Below are 18,972 nucleotides of genomic sequence, written 5' to 3'. Positions count from 1 at the left end.
GCCAGACTCGCTCGGTGCACCGCTAATAAGGATTACGACTCAGGGCGAATTGCTTGGGCCGATGGGTATGGCTTTTCGACGTCCCACCAGTGCAATCAAATAGGCTACGGAGTCGGCGTTGTTAAGCACGGTGACGACGCGTTTGAGCGCATCGGTCCGGAAAACACGTCGAGCATCGCTCAGGGTTTGCGTACCCGTCGCGGCGAGCAGTCGATTGAGCACCGGCGCCGTTGACGTGCCCTGGGCCGGATCAGTTTTGAGGCCGGTGGCGATATCCACAACCTGGAACAATTCATGGATCGGAGTCTTGAGCGACAGTCGTGACAACTGGCGGTTTTCCAACACCGTTTTAGTGCTATTGCCGTCAGGCACCTGAGGGTCGATCAAGTCATGGAAGGGATGGGTGGAATGCACATAAGCCAGGTCCAGGGTGCCGCACACATGATGAGAGACCTCATGAATGAGGGTAGTGGCACGCGCGTGAACATTGATATAGAAGGGTTTTATCAACAGATGACTGTATTTTAAGCCCGGGGTGAAAAACGCCTCGGTCAAGTACAGCAATTGGAGGGGATCGGGGACAATCGTGAAGGCCAGCACCTTGTAGGCTCCTGTGAGCGTGGGCATTCTCGAGCGGCCAATGACAAATCGCTTCGAAGACGGTGAGGTCAGCGACGGCTCGATCAACGCATTGCACACCTTGTCGACAACCTCGCGGATTTTTTCCAGATACCGGGCTTCGAGGGTCTGCAAGCCAAAGAACATTTTGATCTGTTCGGCCACGTCAGGCACCGCAAGGGGCGTTTGCTGGAGCAGGCGCAGGTTCTCCTCGGCGTTCTTCGCATAGAACGTCGCCATTGCCAGCGCCTCAGTGATCATCAGTGATTCTTGAGCGTAAAGCGCGCGAATATCGCGCATGCCGATGGCCAATATATTCATACTTGGCCGGGCAAATGGCTCTGAGTAAAAGCGATTGGTCAGTCGCGCAACCGCTCTGCGGCCGGTCAGCAACGGGTCGCTGCTACTGAGCATCCACTGTTGTCGTGTGTTGCTGTGCACCAAGGGGCCGACTTCGGCGTCACCGGTTATGTGCCAGTCCAGGCCGAGCTTGATAATCCGGTAGACTTTCCCTGCCACGGCGGCGTAGTCGTGATTGGAAGCGGACCGGTACAGGTTGAGCGCGGTGTCTTTGACCAGGCTGGCCAAGGTTGGCTCAAGGACTTCAAAACCTTGTAGCCGGGTGCGGCGCGCGGCGGTTATATCCAGCGCCGGCCAGGACGCCACAGCCGTTGCCGGGGTTGCAAACGCCGGTCTGGGCGCGGGCGTCGGCGGGCTGCCGCTCTCAGGCACCCAGGGGCTGGAGCGCCGCAGGCCCGCGATCAGGGCAACCCCCGCGATGAACTGCCCAAGTGCCTCATGCCAGTTCTGGCTTTGCAGCTCATCGGCGCTGGCTTTGAACAGTTTATAGCTCTGCCAGACGATCAAGGGATACGCCAGCTTTGCGGGCAGGAACACGCTGGCAGCCTGCACGCCCTCTGCAAACACAGCCTTGACCTTATCCCAGGCGGTCTGCGCGTCGGCTTTGTTCTGACAGCCGAGCAAGCGTACCAGCAGCTCGGTATTATCGATGAACAGCTGCTTGAACAGCGGCATGTGGATGGCGTTGTAAGCCAGTCTCACCGATTTTCCTTTCAGGGCGGCTGCCAGCGCGTCCTGGTCGACTGCCTGGGCCACCTGCAAAACCCAGCTATTCAAGGCGCCTGGTGACGTCAGTTCAGCAACCAGTCCGGCCTCATGCCGGTATTCCTTGAGGGTATGACCGAGGCTGTAAGGCGCATAGAGCACTTGAGGCGTCTTGCCGGCACCGGTACGACCGATCAAGTAGACTCCAGGCACCTTGAGGGTTTTCGTGCCGGCATCGATCAGCAACTGCAGGGGACAGATCATGGCGTCGGCACCTGCCACGGTCGCCCGGGCGGTTGCATCCGGCATATCCATGACCTGCTGGATAAGCCCGAAGGCCGTCGGTGAAAGCTGGCCTTGCAACGTCAGGCTGTGAGCGTATTGCATCAATTGCCAAGGCAACTGCTTGGCGAACCGCGTTGAGCGTTGCGCAAAATCCGCACTGGCAGAGCCCAGGCAGGACTCGATGTAAGCCTGATAAGCTGCGTTGATCTTCAGCGCCTGAATCCGAGTCTTCAATGTGCGCGCATCCAGGGTGTCGGGCAACGGCGTTGTTCCGGTACCGGCGAAGAACGGCACCTCATCCTTCCAATACGATTGATGACTCAGTGCATACCCCAGCAGCGACTGATTGCGGGCTGGCGTGTCGCCCTGGGCCGGCAGACCCACTTCGATTTCATCAGGGGTGACGCTGCTGCGGTCGTACAGCGTTGTCAGCAAAGCACTGAGCTTCTTGCGCGTGAACTGAGCCAGCGAGTCGATCCCATGCAGGTAATCCTGGTTGTCGTTGACATTGTTTCGATACTGCTCCAGCAGTTCGGCATAGAGCTGTTGATCGACAGCACTGGCGTGGCCCAACCACTGCAGGCCCTGTTGCACGATCATGGACTGGGCCATCTCCATGGCCCGCTGCACATTGGTGGGCGCCAGGCTTTGCGTGACTTGAACCTGCCATAGCTTGTGCAACTGCTGGACCGACAGCTGCATCGACAGGATGTGTGCCAGTTCAAGGTCTTTTTGTTGGGCATGGGTTCGTTGCACGTGCTCAACAAGGTTGTCTTCGATCAGTTCAAGGGTACTGAGCGCATAGGTCGGGTAGGTCTGCCAGTCCGGTCGAGCCAGGTTTTCCAGGAAAACCTGGCGTTCGACCGGATCTGCCAGGCGTTGATCCACTGAAGCTTTGAACTGACTTAGTGAACCGAAACCTTCCAGCCCCAATGCGGGCGTCCATAGCAGCATGCGCCCCGAATATTGAGGGTCCAGCCCACCACGCTCGGTCAACACGAAACAGTTCTTGAGGGCGTGCGAGGTCGCTTGCCCGATGATCGCTACCTTCAAGTAAAACGCATCAGGACGGAACCCGTTGACACTCAGGCGCAGGTCCCTGGCGTAGATACCCAGCACGCTCGAGAGCACTTCGTAGTCGATAGGTAACACAGCGTTGTTCCAGAGCCTGAGTTGCATTTCTGCGATCAGGCCCATCTCCATGGCTTTTTTCAGCACCGGCTCCATATTGGGGTAAAGGCTGTGGGTCCGACGCAGATACTGGGTAAAACCGCCCATGGCCGTTTCGATCAGATGATTGAAGGTCTTGACCTCCAGGCCTGGGATCTTGCTGGCGGTTTTGTCTGGCGCGGTCGAATAGAACTGGGTGTCCGGCGAGTCGGTGAGTGGGCCCGCCTCGCCACATAAGCGCGCCAGGAAATGCTCGACCATGCTGCTCGATGACAATAGCTGAGGTTGTCCGGTGGCACTCGAGGGGCGGCTGTAATACCGCACCGACAGGCACGCGGCCTGCAGCTGCGCAAGCTTGAGGCTGTGCAGTCTGGTATTAAGATAAGTTATGGCCGAGCGTTCCAGCGAGGGCCGCGACGATCGTTGCTGCTCGATTTCGGCAGCGACGTTTTCGAGCAAATACACCGTGGTGCGCATCGCCAGAAGCGTTGGTGGAATCCTCGGTTGCAGCGCACTCGCCGTCCAGCTGGCCGCCAACTGTGTACTCCAGCGCCCCATGGGTTCGAGGGTCAATAGTGCTGGATCAACCATGCCGCGCACATCCAGCACATGGTCGACCAGCGCGTCGAGGTCCAGGGTGCCCTGGCTCAGGCGATACTGGTCCAGCGCATATCCAAGGTTGCGTCCTTGCTTTTGAATGATGCCTTCCAGAAGGCTTTGGAAAATGCACCCGGTGATGGGCGCGTGGGCGATGTCGCTGGTTTGCAGGTCGACTTCGCTGGCGCGCTCCAGCCTGGACAGATAGTTTCTCCAGGCGGTGGGATGCTGCTGGGGGTTCAGGTGACCGAGAAGGTGAGCTTTGAGTGAGTCCAGCTCGGTAAACGTCTGTAAGCCCATGTGGGGACTATAGAGCAGCCAGAGCGATGCCTCGCCGCTTTTGTCATCGCGGATAATCAAAGTGCTGGCCAGCTCGGTCGAGGGCTGTCGCGGCCCCTCCAGCAGAGCTTTATCGACCGCCAGGGCGGGGGCGATGATGATCGCGCCAGGGTCGGCCTTGAGCGGCAGCGCCTGCAGTTGCAGACGCTGCTCAGGCGAGATGATGCCTTGCTGTTGCTGGTCCAGCAGGACGGTGAGAAACCCATGAAACATCGCTTGGATAAACAACTGCTGTCGCGTCATTCCGGTCGAAGCCGGTTGCTGCCAGAACAACTTGGGCTGCTGCAGCATGTATGCGCTGAGCCCCCGGGCCAGCCCTTGGATTGAGGTTTCCCAACGCAACTGATCATCGGCGTCCTGAGTCAATCGCTGGGGGTTGGAGTAATGGCGGGTTTCTCCCCTTGGCCAGCCGTTGGCGACGAAATACATCAACACGGTTTCATGCAGGGAACGCATGGTGGTGTGTCGGGACGCTGGCGTAGCGGTGCCACCCGAGGAGCTGGAAGTATCGACGAGGGTGCTCTGCACTTGAGTCTGGCGCTGGTCGATACCTGCGAAGGACTGGGCCATTTGTGCGGCGATGTATTCATCCAGCAAAGACGTGAAACTGGGCAGCTTGAGCAGTTCCTTGCGCATCAGGCAGGCATTTTCAAGCCGGTTGTTGGCAAGGGTCGCTTGCTGTGCTTCGAAGACAGCCCCAGCCACGGTTTGGGTGGAAATACTCAGACTCGTCTGCGACGCCAGCTGCGCTTGCTGGGTAATGGACAGGTAATCAAGCAACGGTTGGCGCTGCACGGGATCCTTCAGCCAGGTTGCCAATTGGGTTTTGAGTGCCCGATGGCTTTCCAGCTTTTCCAGGCCTCGAGCAGGGGTGTAGAGAAATACCCCTGCGCCTGGGGCGGGGCTCATGACAAACGCGCCCGCCAGTTCAATCGGCTGTTTATCGGGCACGCTCAGGTGCAGGGTGTGCACATGCATGGGCGCTTTCTGTGCCTGGCGCAAGGCATCAGTGGCCAGATAGACAGTGTCGAGCCAGTCGAGGTCCTGGAGCGTGAAGTGGCGCGTGCTTTGGCGCTCGGTCAGTTGTGTACGGTCGGTTTGGGTTTCGCGGAAAAAATACGGAAGGTTATCGCTAGCCATCAAGTGCGCTCCATGCAGGCCTGGCTGCTGGATGAACTGCCAGAGTGATCCGGGAGGATCACTCTGGCAGTTCAGGCTTGCGCCGATGCGCTATATATACAACGAAGCGTCATGCCTCGGAGTGCTCGGCGCAGGAGTCGCCTTCACCCCGAAAAAGCGCCAGTGACTTTAACAATGTGCCGGTGTCCCCTTGAGTGATGAACGCTTCACGAAAGGCTTTCCCGGTCTCGGGGTTGAACAGCCCGTCACGCTCGAACCGCTCAAATGCCTGCCTGGCCAGGACACCCGACCACCTGTAGGAGTAGGCGTTGGCTCCATAGTCGATAAGCTGTTCAAAGCTATTGAGTGGACGAGCGTCAGCCGGCCATTGCAAATGCCCGACTTGCGCGTTGCATTGGCTGAAAACCTCATGGGGCGTACGCCCGTCACCAAAGGTAAGGTGCAGTTCGAAGTCGACAAGGCCTGTGAGCAAGACCCTGGCGGTTTCCTGACTGGTCTGGGTGTGAATCAACCGGCTGATTCTGGTGGCCATGTCGTCAGGCAACGGTTCTCCCGTCTGGAAATGGCTCGAGAGCCAGATCAGGAACGAGGGTGTAAAGCAGAACTGCTCCAAGACCTGGCTGACGAACTCCGACGCATCCCGGCTTAGTTGATCAATACTGGAGATCGTCCGATAAGGCGCCGAGGTCAACAGGTGCTGCAGGCAGTGGCCGAACTCGTGTAGCAAGACCCGCAGCTGTAAATGATCCATCAAGCAAGGATGGGTCGTGGTCGGGGCCGGCATTTGGGTACGCAGCACCGCCATGGGCAGTTTTGGTCGTCCTTCAGCTGTCATTCGATGGCTTCGTAGACTGGATGTGAAGCCAAACCCCGCCGCCTCACTGCGGCGATAAGGGTCAATGAACAAATACCCGATCGGTACTGCGTACTCTCTGAGCTCAAATACCCGCACATCCGGGTGCCAGATATCGACCGTGGCCTGTTCGATCAAATCGACGCCGAACAGGGTCTTGGCGAACGCGCATAGCCTTTGCAGTACCCACTCAAACGGGAAGTAGTTGCCCACGGTTTGCTGGGAGATGCCCGCCAGATCCTGACGGATTTTTTCCGCGAAATAGTCGTGATCCCAGGGCTCCAGCACATCGATACCGCGTTGCGCGGCATAGTTTTGCAGTTGCTGTGCCTCGTGGGTAAACGTTGTGCGTGCCAGGTCGATCTGTTGGTGAATAAATACGCTGACCTGCTCCGTCGTGCCTGCCATCTGCTCCACCAGTGCCAGTTGAGCGAAATTGGCATAACCCAGCAGTTGCGCTTTCTGGTGACGACTATAGAGCAGCGCTGTCAGCACCTGTTCATTGTCATCGGCGATCGCCTCCGGGTCGCTGTTCACTGCACGGCTGTAGTACGCGAGCATGATTTCCTTACGCAAGCCTCGATGATCGGCGTAAGTCATCACCTCGCGAAAGGACTGCTCCGACAGGGTCAATAACCAGCCTTGCAGACCGGCCGCCGTAGCCGCGCTCGCCATGCGTGCTTGAGCTGAATCAGGCAATCCGCTCAACACTGACGCGTCCAGGATATGCTTGCGCCATGCATCGTTTGCGTTTTTCACGCGGTCCAGGAATGCCTGGCTGAAGACGTCGATGTCTTGGTTCAACGCACTGAGCTGCAGCTGCTTTTCCGGTGACAGCTCAAGGCCGGCCACGCGGTACTTGCGCAGTTTTTTTTGCAGCGCGCTTTGGCGTTGCTCACTGAACAGCGCGGCTATAGGGCTGGCGGCCAGTTGTCGGTGAAGCCGATACAGGTCGCCATTGCCTGCCAGCTCGGCTTTGTACTGTGTTGCCATCGCTTGACTACGCGTTGATGCCTGCTGCCAGGCCAAACCTTGGGGGACGGAGTCAAGCAGCGTGAGGACGTGCACAAAACCATCCAGGCGCGCTTCCAGTTCATCCACGGCCAGCACCAGGTCATCCCAGGTGGGAAAGGCTGCCTGACTGGCAATAATCGAAGCGGTGACACTGCGGCACTCGCTGATGATCTGTTGAATGGCGGGCACCAGGTGGTGCGCCTGGATCGCTGAAAACGGCGGCCAATCATAGGGCAGCAGCAGGGGATTAGTGTCGGGCATGGGGTCACTCTTTGAAAAATGGCAGTCGGAACAGCCAGCCTAAAGAGTGAATAACCGCAGGGAGGAATAGATAGGTAGGCGCACCGACACGCAAATGTGACGCCCCTAAGGCGCCACATTTGCGTGCACAGGCGCGCTCAGTGGCTCATGGCTGCTTGAGCGCCGCTCCATCACCAGCGTTGGTCGGCTGCAACCTGAACACGTAGAACAACACCGTCAGCAGCACCAGGAACACCGGGCCCACGTACAGCGCAATGCGGGTGTCCGGGAAGTACGCCATCAGGCCCACCACCAGCACCAGGAACGCCAGGGCCAGGTAGGAACTGACCGGGTAAAGCCACATGCGGTATTTCAGGGCTTTCTGCTCGGCCGGGCTCAGGCCCTTACGGAACTTGAGCTGGGCCAGCAGGATCATCACCCAGGTCCAGATCGCGCCGAAGGTGGCGATCGAGGTCACCCAGACAAAGACTTTTTCCGGCACCAGGTAGTTGAGCAGTACCCCCAGCAGCAAGGCAAAGATCGACAGCAGCAAGGCCTTGCGCGGTACGCCGTTACTGGAGGTGGTGCCGAAGGTCGCCGGCGCCTGGCCGTTCTGCGCCAGGCTGTAGAGCATGCGCCCGGTGCTGAAGATGCCACCGTTGCAGGAGGACAGCGCGGCGGTGATCACCACGAAGTTGATGATGCCGGCGGCGGTCTTGATGCCCAGGCGCTCGAAGGTCATCACGAAGGGGCTGCCCTGGGTGCCGATTTCGTTCCACGGGTAGATCGACAGGATCACGAACAAAGCGCCCACATAGAACAGCAGGATGCGCCAGAACACCGAGCCGATGGCATTCGGGATGGTCTTCTGCGGGTTCTTCGCTTCACCGGCGGTGAGGCCGATCATCTCCACGCCCAGGTAGGCGAACATCACCATTTGCAGGGACATCAGCACGCCCTGCACGCCATTGGGCAGGAAACCGCCGTGGGCCCAAAGGTTGGAAATACCCAGTGCCACGCCGTCATTGCCGAAGCCGAAGGCGATGATGCCGACGCCGCCGATCACCATGGCAATGATGGTGACGATCTTGATCAACGCGAACCAGAACTCGAACTCACCGAAAGCCTTGACCGCGATCAGGTTGATCGTACCCATGCTGATCAGTGCTGCCAGGGCCCAGATCCAGCGCGGTGTATCGGGGAACCACACGCCCATGTACACGGCGACGGCGGTGATTTCCGCGACGCAGGTCACCAGCCACAGGAACCAGTAGTTCCAACCGGTGAGAAAGCCCGCCAACGGGCCGAGGTAGTCCTGGGCATAACGGCTGAACGAGCCGGCGACGGGGTTGTGCACCGCCATTTCGCCGAGGGCGCGCATGATCACCAGGATCGCCAGGCCGCCAATGATGTAGGAGAGCATGATCGCCGGGCCGGCCATTTCGATGGCCTTGGCCGAGCCGAGGAACAGGCCGACACCGATGCAGGCGCCAAGGGCCATCAGGCGAATATGCCGTTCACCGAGTTCACGTTTGAGCGGGCCGCCTTGAGCGGTCTCGCCATGGGGCAGTGGGTTGCCGACTGGCATAAGGGTACAACCTCATTTTGTTATTGGATTAGCCACTGAGCCTCAAGCGTATCGGCGGATGGCCTGATACACCGGCTGGACCGGGCCTGCCTTGTGGACAGACCCGCCTGGCCGTAGGAACCGGGCAGGTCAGCGGGCGTGCAGTATAAAAAGCTACCGACAGGGCTTTTCACTCTATAAACAGCAAAATTTGGCGATAAGCCCCGTAAAAACCGCTTTCGACGGCGGCAGCTGCAAGCGTCTAGATCGGCCTTCACGGCGCAAAACGGCGGGAATTATTACATAACTTGTCTGCATCCGGGGGCATGTGTCCGCGCCGTTGGCGAGCCAGCTGCCATCAGTCGCCAGGGCTAATCCACACTGAAAAACAAGCGCCTGGCCAGCGCCCGCGAAATGCTTGCCCGGTCAATCTCCAGGGTCTGGCGCACACGTCCGGCCTGACCGGTACGGATACGCGCAAAAGCTTGGGCCTCGACCTCAGCCTGGGCCTGGCGCCCCAGGCGCTCCTGCTCGGGGCTCTTGAGGTGCGCGGCGGTGTAGTGGTCGTCCGGCCCCTGACTGCGTTCATAGTGAAAGTGGGCATAGCACAAGGGGTGTTTGGAATGGGCATCCACCACTGTGTACACCTGCAGGAAATCCTGGGCTTTGCCCTGAAGCGGCACGCGAGCTCCCTGGCGAAGAATGTTCACCTCGTCGAGTTGTTTCAGAAAGGCCACGTCCTCTACGCTGTCCAGCTTGAGTTTGCTGGCCCGGACCCGTGCCTGCACCCCGGCAGCCTCAAGGCGCAACGCCGCTGCCCGCAACTCACCTTCCCGAGTCCTGGCATTGCCTTGCTGTACGACCGACAAGCGGGAAAGGTCCAGGTCTCGCAGTTTGCCGGCGATACTGTCGGCCACCCAGCGTCGGCTGGTCGCCTGCTCGTCCAGCAACGCTTGCAGGGAAGATGGGGTACAGGTCGCGGCCAGTGCTTGTACCTTGAGAATTGCCTTGTCGACATCTCGCAGCAGGCGCTGACCTTTGTTCATCAACGCGCCCAATTGCGGATCTGCGGCGGGGCCCCGGGCCGGTGGTTCCACAGGTTCCCAGATACCGTCTGCCGCCTCGGTGAAGGTGGCGATCACATTGTCCTTGGCGTCCACCAGTTCTGCCGTCTCGGCACCACCGCCCTGGGCACGAGCCTTGAAACGCGCCACATACACATCACGATTGCGCGTACGAATGATCTTTTTCTGCCGTGCGCCGGTCGCCACCGGGGCGCTGGTGCTTGGCGCATCCGCTGCCAGCAGCCCGGCCAGTTCTTCCTCCACCTGCTGGCGCAGACCGCGCAGCAGCGCCTGGAGTTTTTGCAGGTAGGGCAAGTCAAAGCTCTCCGGTGTCATGGCGCGCCAGAACTCAATGCGATCGTCAGTGAAGGCGTACACCTGACTGAAGCTTTTGAGCAATTCGATCCGTTCCTCGCGGGTCACGGCCAGTTGTTCCAGATCCGCCAGGGAGCGGCTGGCACACCGGGCCCGGTTCATCACCTGGTTCAAGCCCTGATAGAACTCATCTTCCAGCGGCGGGCCGCCGGCGTCGATGCTCAGGCCCCACAGGGAAGTCATCTGCAAGGTCTTGAGGTCTACATTCGACGGTCGCGCGGGCAACTGCGCCACCAGCGCGGCGGCTTTATCACGCCCCAGGCGCGGCACATTGCGCAGTTGGTGCATGGCGTTGATTTCCAGGGTACGCCACTCAATCGCCGACTCCTGTACCACCACCAATTCGCCCATGCGCGCCTGGAGTCGGGTGTGGGCCTGATGGTTGATATCGGACTCCGCCTCCTCCGCACTCTCGCTCTCCAACAGCGTCAACAACGGCCTGACCTGCGCATTGATCCGCAGCATGTGCTCACGGGCGTGGGCGTCCAGAAGTTGCAGGGCCAGGATCAGCGATTCCAGCACTTCGCAAAGATCCTCTTCGTAGTGGGGCCGCGGCTTGATCTCCCGCAGGCGCATCAGCAGTTGCAGCTCGTGCTGGGACAGGCGCACCTTGTTCTGGACTTCCGTGCGGTAGCGCTCGCGGACCTGGGCCAGTTGTTCATCACTGAGGTGAGTGGCCTGACGCATCAGCCTCCCTGCGACTTCCATGGCTGCCTGGGAGCGTATGCGTGCCTGGCTTGCGTCAAGGTACTCGCGCTCAAGCATGGGCAGTGAAGCCAGCGCCGTCTGTTGCGCGGCTTGAATCACGCTATCGGCATTGCCGCCATCCAGATAGAGGCGCAAATCAAAATCCCAGCGCCCCCCGCCCAGTGCTTCGAGCCGGGGACCGAGGGTTGCGCCATCGGCACTGATCACCCGCACGCGGCCTTGTTCAGCCTGGACCCGGTACAAGTGCCCGCGCACCAGGGCCTGCCACTGGGCCGGCATGTGCGCGGTATCACGCAGTAGGCCCCTCCAGCGACCGCTTTGTTCTGCGTTGGGCAGGAACTCGGGCCACGGCTCGGCGAACACCTTGAGGCTCAGGGTGCGCAGCCGCGCCTGCTGGGAATCGGTCAAGGTCGCGCGGGCATTGGCCCAGCCGGCGGCTGCGCGGAAGGTCGCGGGCGTCGGGATCTGCGTCGGCACTGGCTGCCCTGGAATCACTTCGGGTTGCGCCAAGGGGGCGAACAGTGGATGTTCCAGTGCAACCTGCTGTCGTGGATCGTGAGGGGCGCCCTGATGGGCGAGAATCAGCGTCAGGTTCATCAATACATCCATGATCGCCGCGCTCTGCACCTGCTTATCGCCGCTGCCCAGCCCCTGGACATCCTGTTGCAGGCTGTCCATCAGTTGCAGCAGCCACCCGCCCAGCATCCATGGCCCCCGTGCAAACGGCAGCACGGCGCCGAACAGCAACCACCCGGCCTGTTTCAAACTGGCCCAGCGTTGCTCGGTATTGGACACCGACTGCCGATCGGCCAGGGCCACCAGGGCCTTGGCGGTCGCGTTGAACACCTGGCTGGTCGGCCCCTCGGCACTGATCTGTTTGGCGAGCTGCGCTGGCGCGGGTTTTTCATACCGGGTGAATTCATCGCCCGCCAGAAAGCGGCGGACATGCGGTTCTTCAAACCCGCCTTGGGCGTAGACCGCCCGGCGCCGAGGGGCGATCCAGGTCAGTACGCTGTCCTGCAACGGGCCTGGGGCCTTGATCGCAGCGAACAAAGCATCTATCGAGGCAAACTCCAGCAACATCGGTTCCAGCAATGGCCGGTATAGCAGGTGCACGCCGGTCTGCAGCCGTCGCGGTCCGATGATGAAGTGGTTGGCAATCACATCCGCGGCAGCATCTGCCGTGGCCTTGAATGCCAGCGGCCACAACGCCATCGCTTGGCCGTCTACCTGGCGGTCCGCGGTCTTGGCTTGCAACACGGCATGTACACGCCTGAAGCCTTGCTGGGTCAGGCCGTGCTCGCCCTTGATCTTCAATTCCAGCGCCAGCATCGGCAGTTGCACGCGTAGTTGGCGCCTGAACAACTGCAAACGGCGGGCGGTCTCCTGCGGGTCATCCACCAGTTTCTGTTTGAGCAGATCCGGGTAGGCCTGGCCGACATTGGCGCGGGCGACACAGCTCTTGAGCAGGTTGTATGTCAACCATACCGGGGCCTTCGCATTGTCGAGGGTGATCAAGGAGGGGGTGGAGGGGAATCCGGCCAGGTTCTCCAGGGCCAATTCGGTGAGGGTAACGGTCACAGGGTCAACCTCCCCTGCGATGAAGCCCCCCTGCACCGGCACTGCGGCGGCGACTACGCGATTGAACGTCAGGCGGATATTGCCGGGGCGTACTTCCTGGGCACTGGACTCACGCCTCAAGCACGCTTGCAGGGCGTTGTCGGCAAACTGCTGGATCGAGCCGATACCCTCGAGAAAATGCGCGCCGGCACTGTCCTGGCGCGCCAGCACCCAGGCCTGGAGCAACCGCGCATAGGCAGTGCTGTCGGCGTCGCCGGCCTGGGTCAGCCACAGTGGCATGACGTTGCGCAGGCTGCGCTGCAACGCGCTGGGGCGGGGGACAAACCAGCGGCGGGCATCGGTGATGTAGTCGAGCAGCGCCTGATGTTGCCCGGGTGCCAGGGCAATGCTGCGGTCGATGCGGTCGATGTCACGCAGTTGCTGCGCCAGGTAACTCGCCGCCAAGGCATCGAACGGATCGCCCTCGACATCGGCGGCAAACCAGTGGGTCGGCGCGCCAGGCGTCGGCGCATAGGCCGCCAGCCACTTGGCGACATCCTCCAGGCGGGTCAAGGGGTGCAGCCCATTGGCCGGGCTGAACAGCACATGCTGCGCCCCATGGCTGAGGACCAGCAATGGCAGCATCTGCGCCCCATCGTTCGTCTCTGGTTCGCCGGACAGGTACAGGGCCTGTACACGCACCGCATCACCGTGCAGGTTCCACTGCGGATCGGGTCGATCGGGGCGCAGCAAGCGCCTGGGGAATACGCTGGCAAAACGTTGCGCAGTGAATCCGGGTGGCGGCGGGGACTCGTACAACAACGCCAGCAAGTCATCCGACACATAGCCCCAACGCGTCATGTTCACCGGCAAGGCTTCTCGCCACCAGGCTTGCAGGTGTTGGGCATAGGCCCCCAGTAGCAGCGTTGCGCAGCGATTGATCAGGACTTCCAGCTGTGCCAGGGGCGGGCCACCGGGCACGAACACCTCGCGCTGGCGCTGCACAACCACCTGATAACCCGGCACCAGCAGCAGTGGCTTGGCCGCGGCCAGGCGCTGCAGTAAACAATCGACCAGGGCCTGATAGGCCAGGGCGCCATCGCTCTCACCCGGTGTGCCGATATAGAGCCGCTCGGCTTGCCAGGTTGCTGCCCCGAAGTGTTGGTCCAGGTCAGCCTGGGCACTTTGCTGCGCGACCGTACGCAACGACGGCGGCGGGTGCAGCAAGGTGTGAATTTGTTCGATAGCCGCCTGGCGTGACGATGCCGGGACGGGGCCGAGGGTAGTCATGATGAGCGCTCTCCATACGGTCAAACCCGCAACCCTACGCCCTGCCCTGCGGCCCATTGCCGTAGACAATTACCGCCGTCGATGCCGCGCTGCGACTGGCCCGCTGAGGTAGTTAATTACCCTCCGGCCAGGCATGGCGCTCCGTAGTGTGGGCCGGTCGTTTTCTTCGACAACTGTGCAACGGCCTGCACGGATCACCCACACTACGGAAAACCCTGGATATGCCCGCACTCCCGCCCCCTACCCATGAAGAGCTGCTGCGCCAACTCAGCCTGTGCACCAGCAGCTTGCAGAGCTTGCTTGATTGCCAGCCCCTGTTCGCCACGCAACTGAGCGCCGCCTTGCGCCAGGAACTGGGCGAACTGTCGCCCGACCAGCCTCTGAACCCTGATGCGCTGTACTTGAATGAATACACCTACGACAGCCCTTCGCAGGTGCCGCGTATCACGCGTTCGCGCAACCTGACCCAGGTCGTGCAAGCGGCCGTTGTCACCGGCGCCGCACCCACCCTGCTCGCCAAGGCGACGCCAGCCGCGCCCGACGGCCCGGCCATGGGCTTCTACCACGACGCGTTGAGCGCAGGCAAAGACGGCGAGTTTGCCACCCTTGAAGTAGCGGCCCTGAATGCGCTGGTCGATGACCTGCGCCAGAACAGCCTGCTGGCTTATCAACGCAGGCTCCAGGATTTCTGGTCGGGGCTGCACCCTCTCACTGGCGGGCTCAGTGTCCAGGATGCCGTAAGTCAACAGCTGCGCGACTTGCTGCGTATTGAAGCAGACCTGAAACTGCTCAGCGCGCGCCAGGCCAAGCACCCGGACCTGATGCTGTTGACCGAAGGTCGGCAATTGATCGAGAACCTGATATTGCATGAAACCTTGGGCGCCGCGACCCCGCCGCGGGCGGTCAGCCTCACCCTGCATGACCCACAGACCCCCACGTGGTCGGTGCCGCTTAACGGGGTGTTCATCCTCAGTGAACAATTGCATTCGACGCTGCCGGCAGTGCTGTACACCCCGCAATATGGTGGTGAAACCTTCAAGGACTTTTTTACCCTGCAAAACACTTTGAGCAGGCGCCTGGTCAGCGGCACGAGCAAAAGTCTGCTGTTGGCCAACGTGCCAGGCAGCGAACGCGAGCGCGCCAGCGAAGTCTTGAAAAGCGGACAAAACCTGCGCTTTACCCCAATCAACGGGCCGGTGTTCAGCCACTGCCTGCACGCCCAGCGCGACCAGCAACAGGCGGATATCGCCCACGCCTTTGGCACCACTCACGCCACGTTCGAGGCACTGGCCACCCGATTGCACACCCACTTGGCGCTGCCGCTGTCAGGCAACCAGGCGCTGCTGGAGCACCTGCCCGCAGCACGCGACCCGGTGGCGCAAATCATCACTCCCCACACCGCGCCCGACAGTGAGCAGCAAAAGCACCTGATCCGCCTCTGGGACTCCCTCAACGTACAAATCGGCTACCTGCTGGAAAAGGACAAACACCCAGCGTTGGAAGGCGTGCTATCGACTCTGCTTGAGGAAACCTTCACCCAATTGCCCACCGACGCCCGCCTGGACGCCTTGTATGTCAACCGCTACCGCATTGACAGTGCAGGCACCCGCCGATTGGAGCTCTCCCAGACTCTGCGCGAAGCGCTATTGAGACACCTGCCCACGGACACCGTGCAGGACGACACCGCGGATGCGACGCTCGCCCAAGCTGTGTTCCCCAGCCCCAGTAGGGTGGCCGAGACCGAGCAAGTGGCCTGGAACGGTACCCTGCAAGAACTGGCCGAAACCCTGCGCAGGCGCTTGCCGGCGCAGGTCACCGCGTATTGGCACAGTCCCTTGGGGCCAGGCTTGAGCTGCCCGCAAATCAAGCTCAACGACCTTTACCGTCAATGCCTGGACGTGCAAGCGCGCCTGCGTTTTATCGACACCACCCTAAGCCCCGCCGCCAAGCTGCTGATCGAGCGCGTACTGGGCCATACCAACCAGGCCCGGCGCGAGACGCGCTTCAGCCACGGCCAACGCCCCGGGGTGTATCAACTCACGGTCGATAACGGCAGTGCTCAGGGCCAACGCCTGGCCGGGTGCTTCGTAGTGACCCCCAGCGACGCCAGCCTGGCAACCCTGCCCCACTGGCCCAATGGGCACAAGAACCTGAGTACCCAAGGCACCGCCGGCAGTACGGTGCATGGGCCGGTGGTACTGTTCTCCCCGGTCCAGGGGCTTGAAGAGTTCGCGACCTTGCAGGCGTTGCACGATGGGCTGACCGCCCGCCTCGACGCCGGCGAGGAAGCGGGCAGACTGCTCGCCTGCACCCTGCCGATCGCCCAGGCCCAATCGCTCGAGGGGCTTTGGGGGATGCACCTGAGCAAGGTGTTCAGGCCGATTGAGGGCGACTTCATCGCCGACGCCGTGCAAAGCCTGCTGGACAAACAGCTCGATGATATCCAGACCCTCCTGGGCCAGGCCGAACACTGGCAGGAGGCCGACTTCAAGCCTGGGTGTGGCCCCGGCAGCGTCGAACACAATGGCCGTGCCGAACTGGCGGAACTGCTGGACACCGCCAGCGCGTTCATGGCGCGCAATCAGCTGCTGCTGGATGAACACCGGCCAGACTGGGAAAAACGCCTCAGCCCGACCAACAAAGCCCGCCTGCACAGCCACGCCCAAGCGGCCCTGGAGAAGCAGCAGGTGCTGGCGCAACAGTGGAAAGTCGTACCTGCCCTGAGCGAATACGCCAAGCAACAGGTGATGGCCAAGATCAATGCGCTACCGGCCATGAAAGCGTTGGCCGCCAGCCTCAAGGCCGGATGCCCGGTGCCTGAGGCAGACCCGGACCTGACAATGGTCACCCGTACCGAACGGGTGCGCATCAGCGCCGGCAGTGGCTTTGGTTCGGGCCATGAAAGCGTCGGCGACGTCGAGCGCATGAGCCTGACGCAGTTACTCCTGAGAAACACCAAGCCCTGGGAAAAAAGCCTCACCTGGAGTGCCGACGACAAGCTCGAAACCACGCTCACCAACACCGCGGGCCGATGGCTGCGCGATGGTCGCGGCAAACCCATCACCCTGGCGAAGGACGTGCTGGAGCAATGGCTCAAGGAGCTGAATATCGGGCCGCGCTACATTGAAAACGTACTCCAGCAACACCTCTATCCGCAGCCCATGACGCGCCAGGCCCAAGCATTGAAAGACACGTGGATGGCCGCCCAGCAAGCTACCTTGAGTTACGCCGCGCTATTGGCCGAGCTGAACCCGGATGCCTACAGCACGCCGCTGGCCAGCGACAACGCGCAAAAGAAAGGCGCCGCCTGGGTTGCCGCGGTACTGGCTGCCCCCGCTGCGCAAAACCGCCAACCCGTAGACGGCCAAAGCGTGATCGCCGCCGCCCTGATGTTCAACCCCGCCAGTGATGCCCCCGAAGGACGCGGCGGGCAAACGGTGAACGGGGTGCTGCTGATCGGCACTGCGGTCGATGAGCCGGTCGTGATGTATACCCCGGACGCTCCGGACGGGCAGTTGCTCAGGGAGGTCCAGAACGAGGCCGAACTGGCGAGGCTGACCCAGGCCCCGGCCTGGCAGACCTACCTCAAGGCCCGGCTACCGACCGATGCGCGCCTGCTGAATCCGCGATTCGCCCCCCATACCGGTGATTTCCTCGCCGGGCTGTATCGCCAGCACCAGCAGCACCTGACCTACCGGGCCGACGAGCAGACACTGAGCAATGAGGAACTTGAGAGCCAGTCCACCTTCAACAAGGTAATGTACGGCCTCGAGTTCGCCCTGACCGCATTGGGCGCATTTCCAGGGGGGGGTCACTACGCAGCATCGACGGTCAAATGGCTGGCCCGAGTGGGCGGCCTGACGCTGCAAACCCTGCGCAAACTGGGGCGCAACATCCCCGGGCTGATTGTGCGGCATGGCTTTGCCGGGCGGGTGATGGTCGAAATGGCGAATGCTGGCGCCCCCGTTGCCGGCGCGGCGCGCAGTGCCGGTATCAGCCTGCGGCCATTGCCACTGGTGCTCGGTTCGAGCCCACGCGGTACAAGGTCGATGAGCCAGGCCATCCTGCCGGGCTATCAGCGTGAGTTCCAACGCCAGAGCGCCAGCCTGGCAGTGCCCGGAGGCATTCCCACCAGCGCCTCACTGGCCGAAGGCAGTGCCATTTATCGGACCGCGGGCTCGCCCTCCACCTTGCTGGTGCGCGGCACTCATGCCTCGGGTGATGAGGTCGTACTGCGCATCCAGGACTCGTTCAACCTTTACGATCCCGATGGCGTAGTCGCACGGGTGCTGACTCCCTCGGGTGCCAGTACGCCGTTTCGCCTGCGCCGAATGGCGGGGACGCAGCGCTGGGCGTTGGACACCCTGGAGCGCCTGCCCGGCGGTGCCCCCAAGACCAGCCAGGAGGTGGATGAAGCGCTCAGACAGTGGCAAGTGTACGTCGCTACCACTCTGGCCCAGGCCCCGGGGCAAGCACCGGCCCTGACGCCTGCGGTGTTTTTTGCCGAACGCGGTATCCCGTTCAGCACGTGGAGCCAACACGTAAGGCAGAGCGGAGAACTCACGGCGCGGGGTATCGAGCGGCTCACATTCGAAGCCAAGCCTTTCAACGATGCGACCTTCATGCGATGGGTGGATGCACCCAACAAGACGCCACAGAGCGCACAGTTGTTCAGGCAGGAAAACAGCGTGAAGCTTTCAGTATGGGAAGCGTACGTGCAGCCCGATGGTGCACTGACCATCCGGGGCCTGGCCAGGCAATCAAAAATACTCAATACGCGCATCACCGGAAAAGCCAACCGCCGTATCACTGACCAGCATTTGAAAGCCTGGTACGAGAAATCCCGCGACCCGGCCAATCGCAACAGAATCGCCCTCGAGCGATTCGCCATCGAAAACGATATTCATCTGGCCTCCTGGTACCGATACGTACGCTTTGATGGCAGCTTCAAGGAAGACGCGTTCCTGGTGCGGCGGCTCAAACGCTTGAACATCCCGGTAGCCGAGGTATCCGAGCCGCTGCCGGGGCCTTCCACAGAGCCCGTCTGAACCGCCAATCTACGTCTACGCTTGAGACAGGTCCGATCA

5 protein-coding genes are annotated in these 18,972 nt (G+C 61.3%); 1 reads left to right on the top strand and 4 read right to left on the bottom strand.

Translation table 11 applies throughout. The annotated features are described in order from the left end of the window. Positions 1-39: 39 nt before the first annotated feature. From QYQ93_RS06425 to QYQ93_RS06410, 4 genes are all read right to left on the bottom strand, one after another. Positions 40-5,214, bottom strand: coding sequence for a dermonecrotic toxin domain-containing protein (locus QYQ93_RS06425; RefSeq protein ID WP_338476558.1), 5,175 nt, complete (start codon positions 5,212-5,214; stop codon positions 40-42). 109 nt (positions 5,215-5,323) lie between these two features. After that, positions 5,324-7,342: a M3 family metallopeptidase gene (locus QYQ93_RS06420; protein ID WP_338476557.1), complete on the bottom strand. Its 2,019-nt coding sequence runs from the start codon at positions 7,340-7,342 to the stop codon at positions 5,324-5,326. 145 nt (positions 7,343-7,487) lie between these two features. Continuing rightward, positions 7,488-8,909, bottom strand: coding sequence for an amino acid permease (locus tag QYQ93_RS06415; RefSeq protein WP_043050126.1), 1,422 nt, complete (start codon positions 8,907-8,909; stop codon positions 7,488-7,490). 350 nt (positions 8,910-9,259) lie between these two features. Further along, positions 9,260-13,885: a hypothetical protein gene (locus tag QYQ93_RS06410; RefSeq protein ID WP_338476556.1), complete on the bottom strand. Its 4,626-nt coding sequence runs from the start codon at positions 13,883-13,885 to the stop codon at positions 9,260-9,262. Positions 13,886-14,106: 221 nt separating this feature from the next. Between QYQ93_RS06410 and QYQ93_RS06405 the strand changes: the two genes are divergently transcribed. After that, positions 14,107-18,933: a dermonecrotic toxin domain-containing protein gene (locus QYQ93_RS06405; RefSeq protein ID WP_338476555.1), complete on the top strand. Its 4,827-nt coding sequence runs from the start codon at positions 14,107-14,109 to the stop codon at positions 18,931-18,933. Positions 18,934-18,972: the final 39 nt, after the last annotated feature.

This window comes from Pseudomonas khavaziana (assembly GCF_036704165.1).
GTDB lineage: Bacteria > Pseudomonadota > Gammaproteobacteria > Pseudomonadales > Pseudomonadaceae > Aquipseudomonas > Aquipseudomonas khavaziana.
Note: the sequence above shows the minus strand (reverse complement) of the source record. Positions and strands in the feature narration are given on the sequence as shown.

Bases quoted from the DNA above. Each gene is read 5' to 3' on its own strand.
- QYQ93_RS06425 (WP_338476558.1), bottom strand. From the start codon at position 5,214: ATGGCTAGCGATAACCTTCCGTATTTTTTCCGCGAAACCCAAACCGAC.
- QYQ93_RS06420 (WP_338476557.1), bottom strand. From the start codon at position 7,342: ATGCCCGACACTAATCCCCTGCTGCTGCCCTATGATTGGCCGCCGTTT.
- QYQ93_RS06415 (WP_043050126.1), bottom strand. From the start codon at position 8,909: ATGCCAGTCGGCAACCCACTGCCCCATGGCGAGACCGCTCAAGGCGGC.
- QYQ93_RS06410 (WP_338476556.1), bottom strand. From the start codon at position 13,885: ATGACTACCCTCGGCCCCGTCCCGGCATCGTCACGCCAGGCGGCTATC.
- QYQ93_RS06405 (WP_338476555.1), top strand. From the start codon at position 14,107: ATGCCCGCACTCCCGCCCCCTACCCATGAAGAGCTGCTGCGCCAACTC.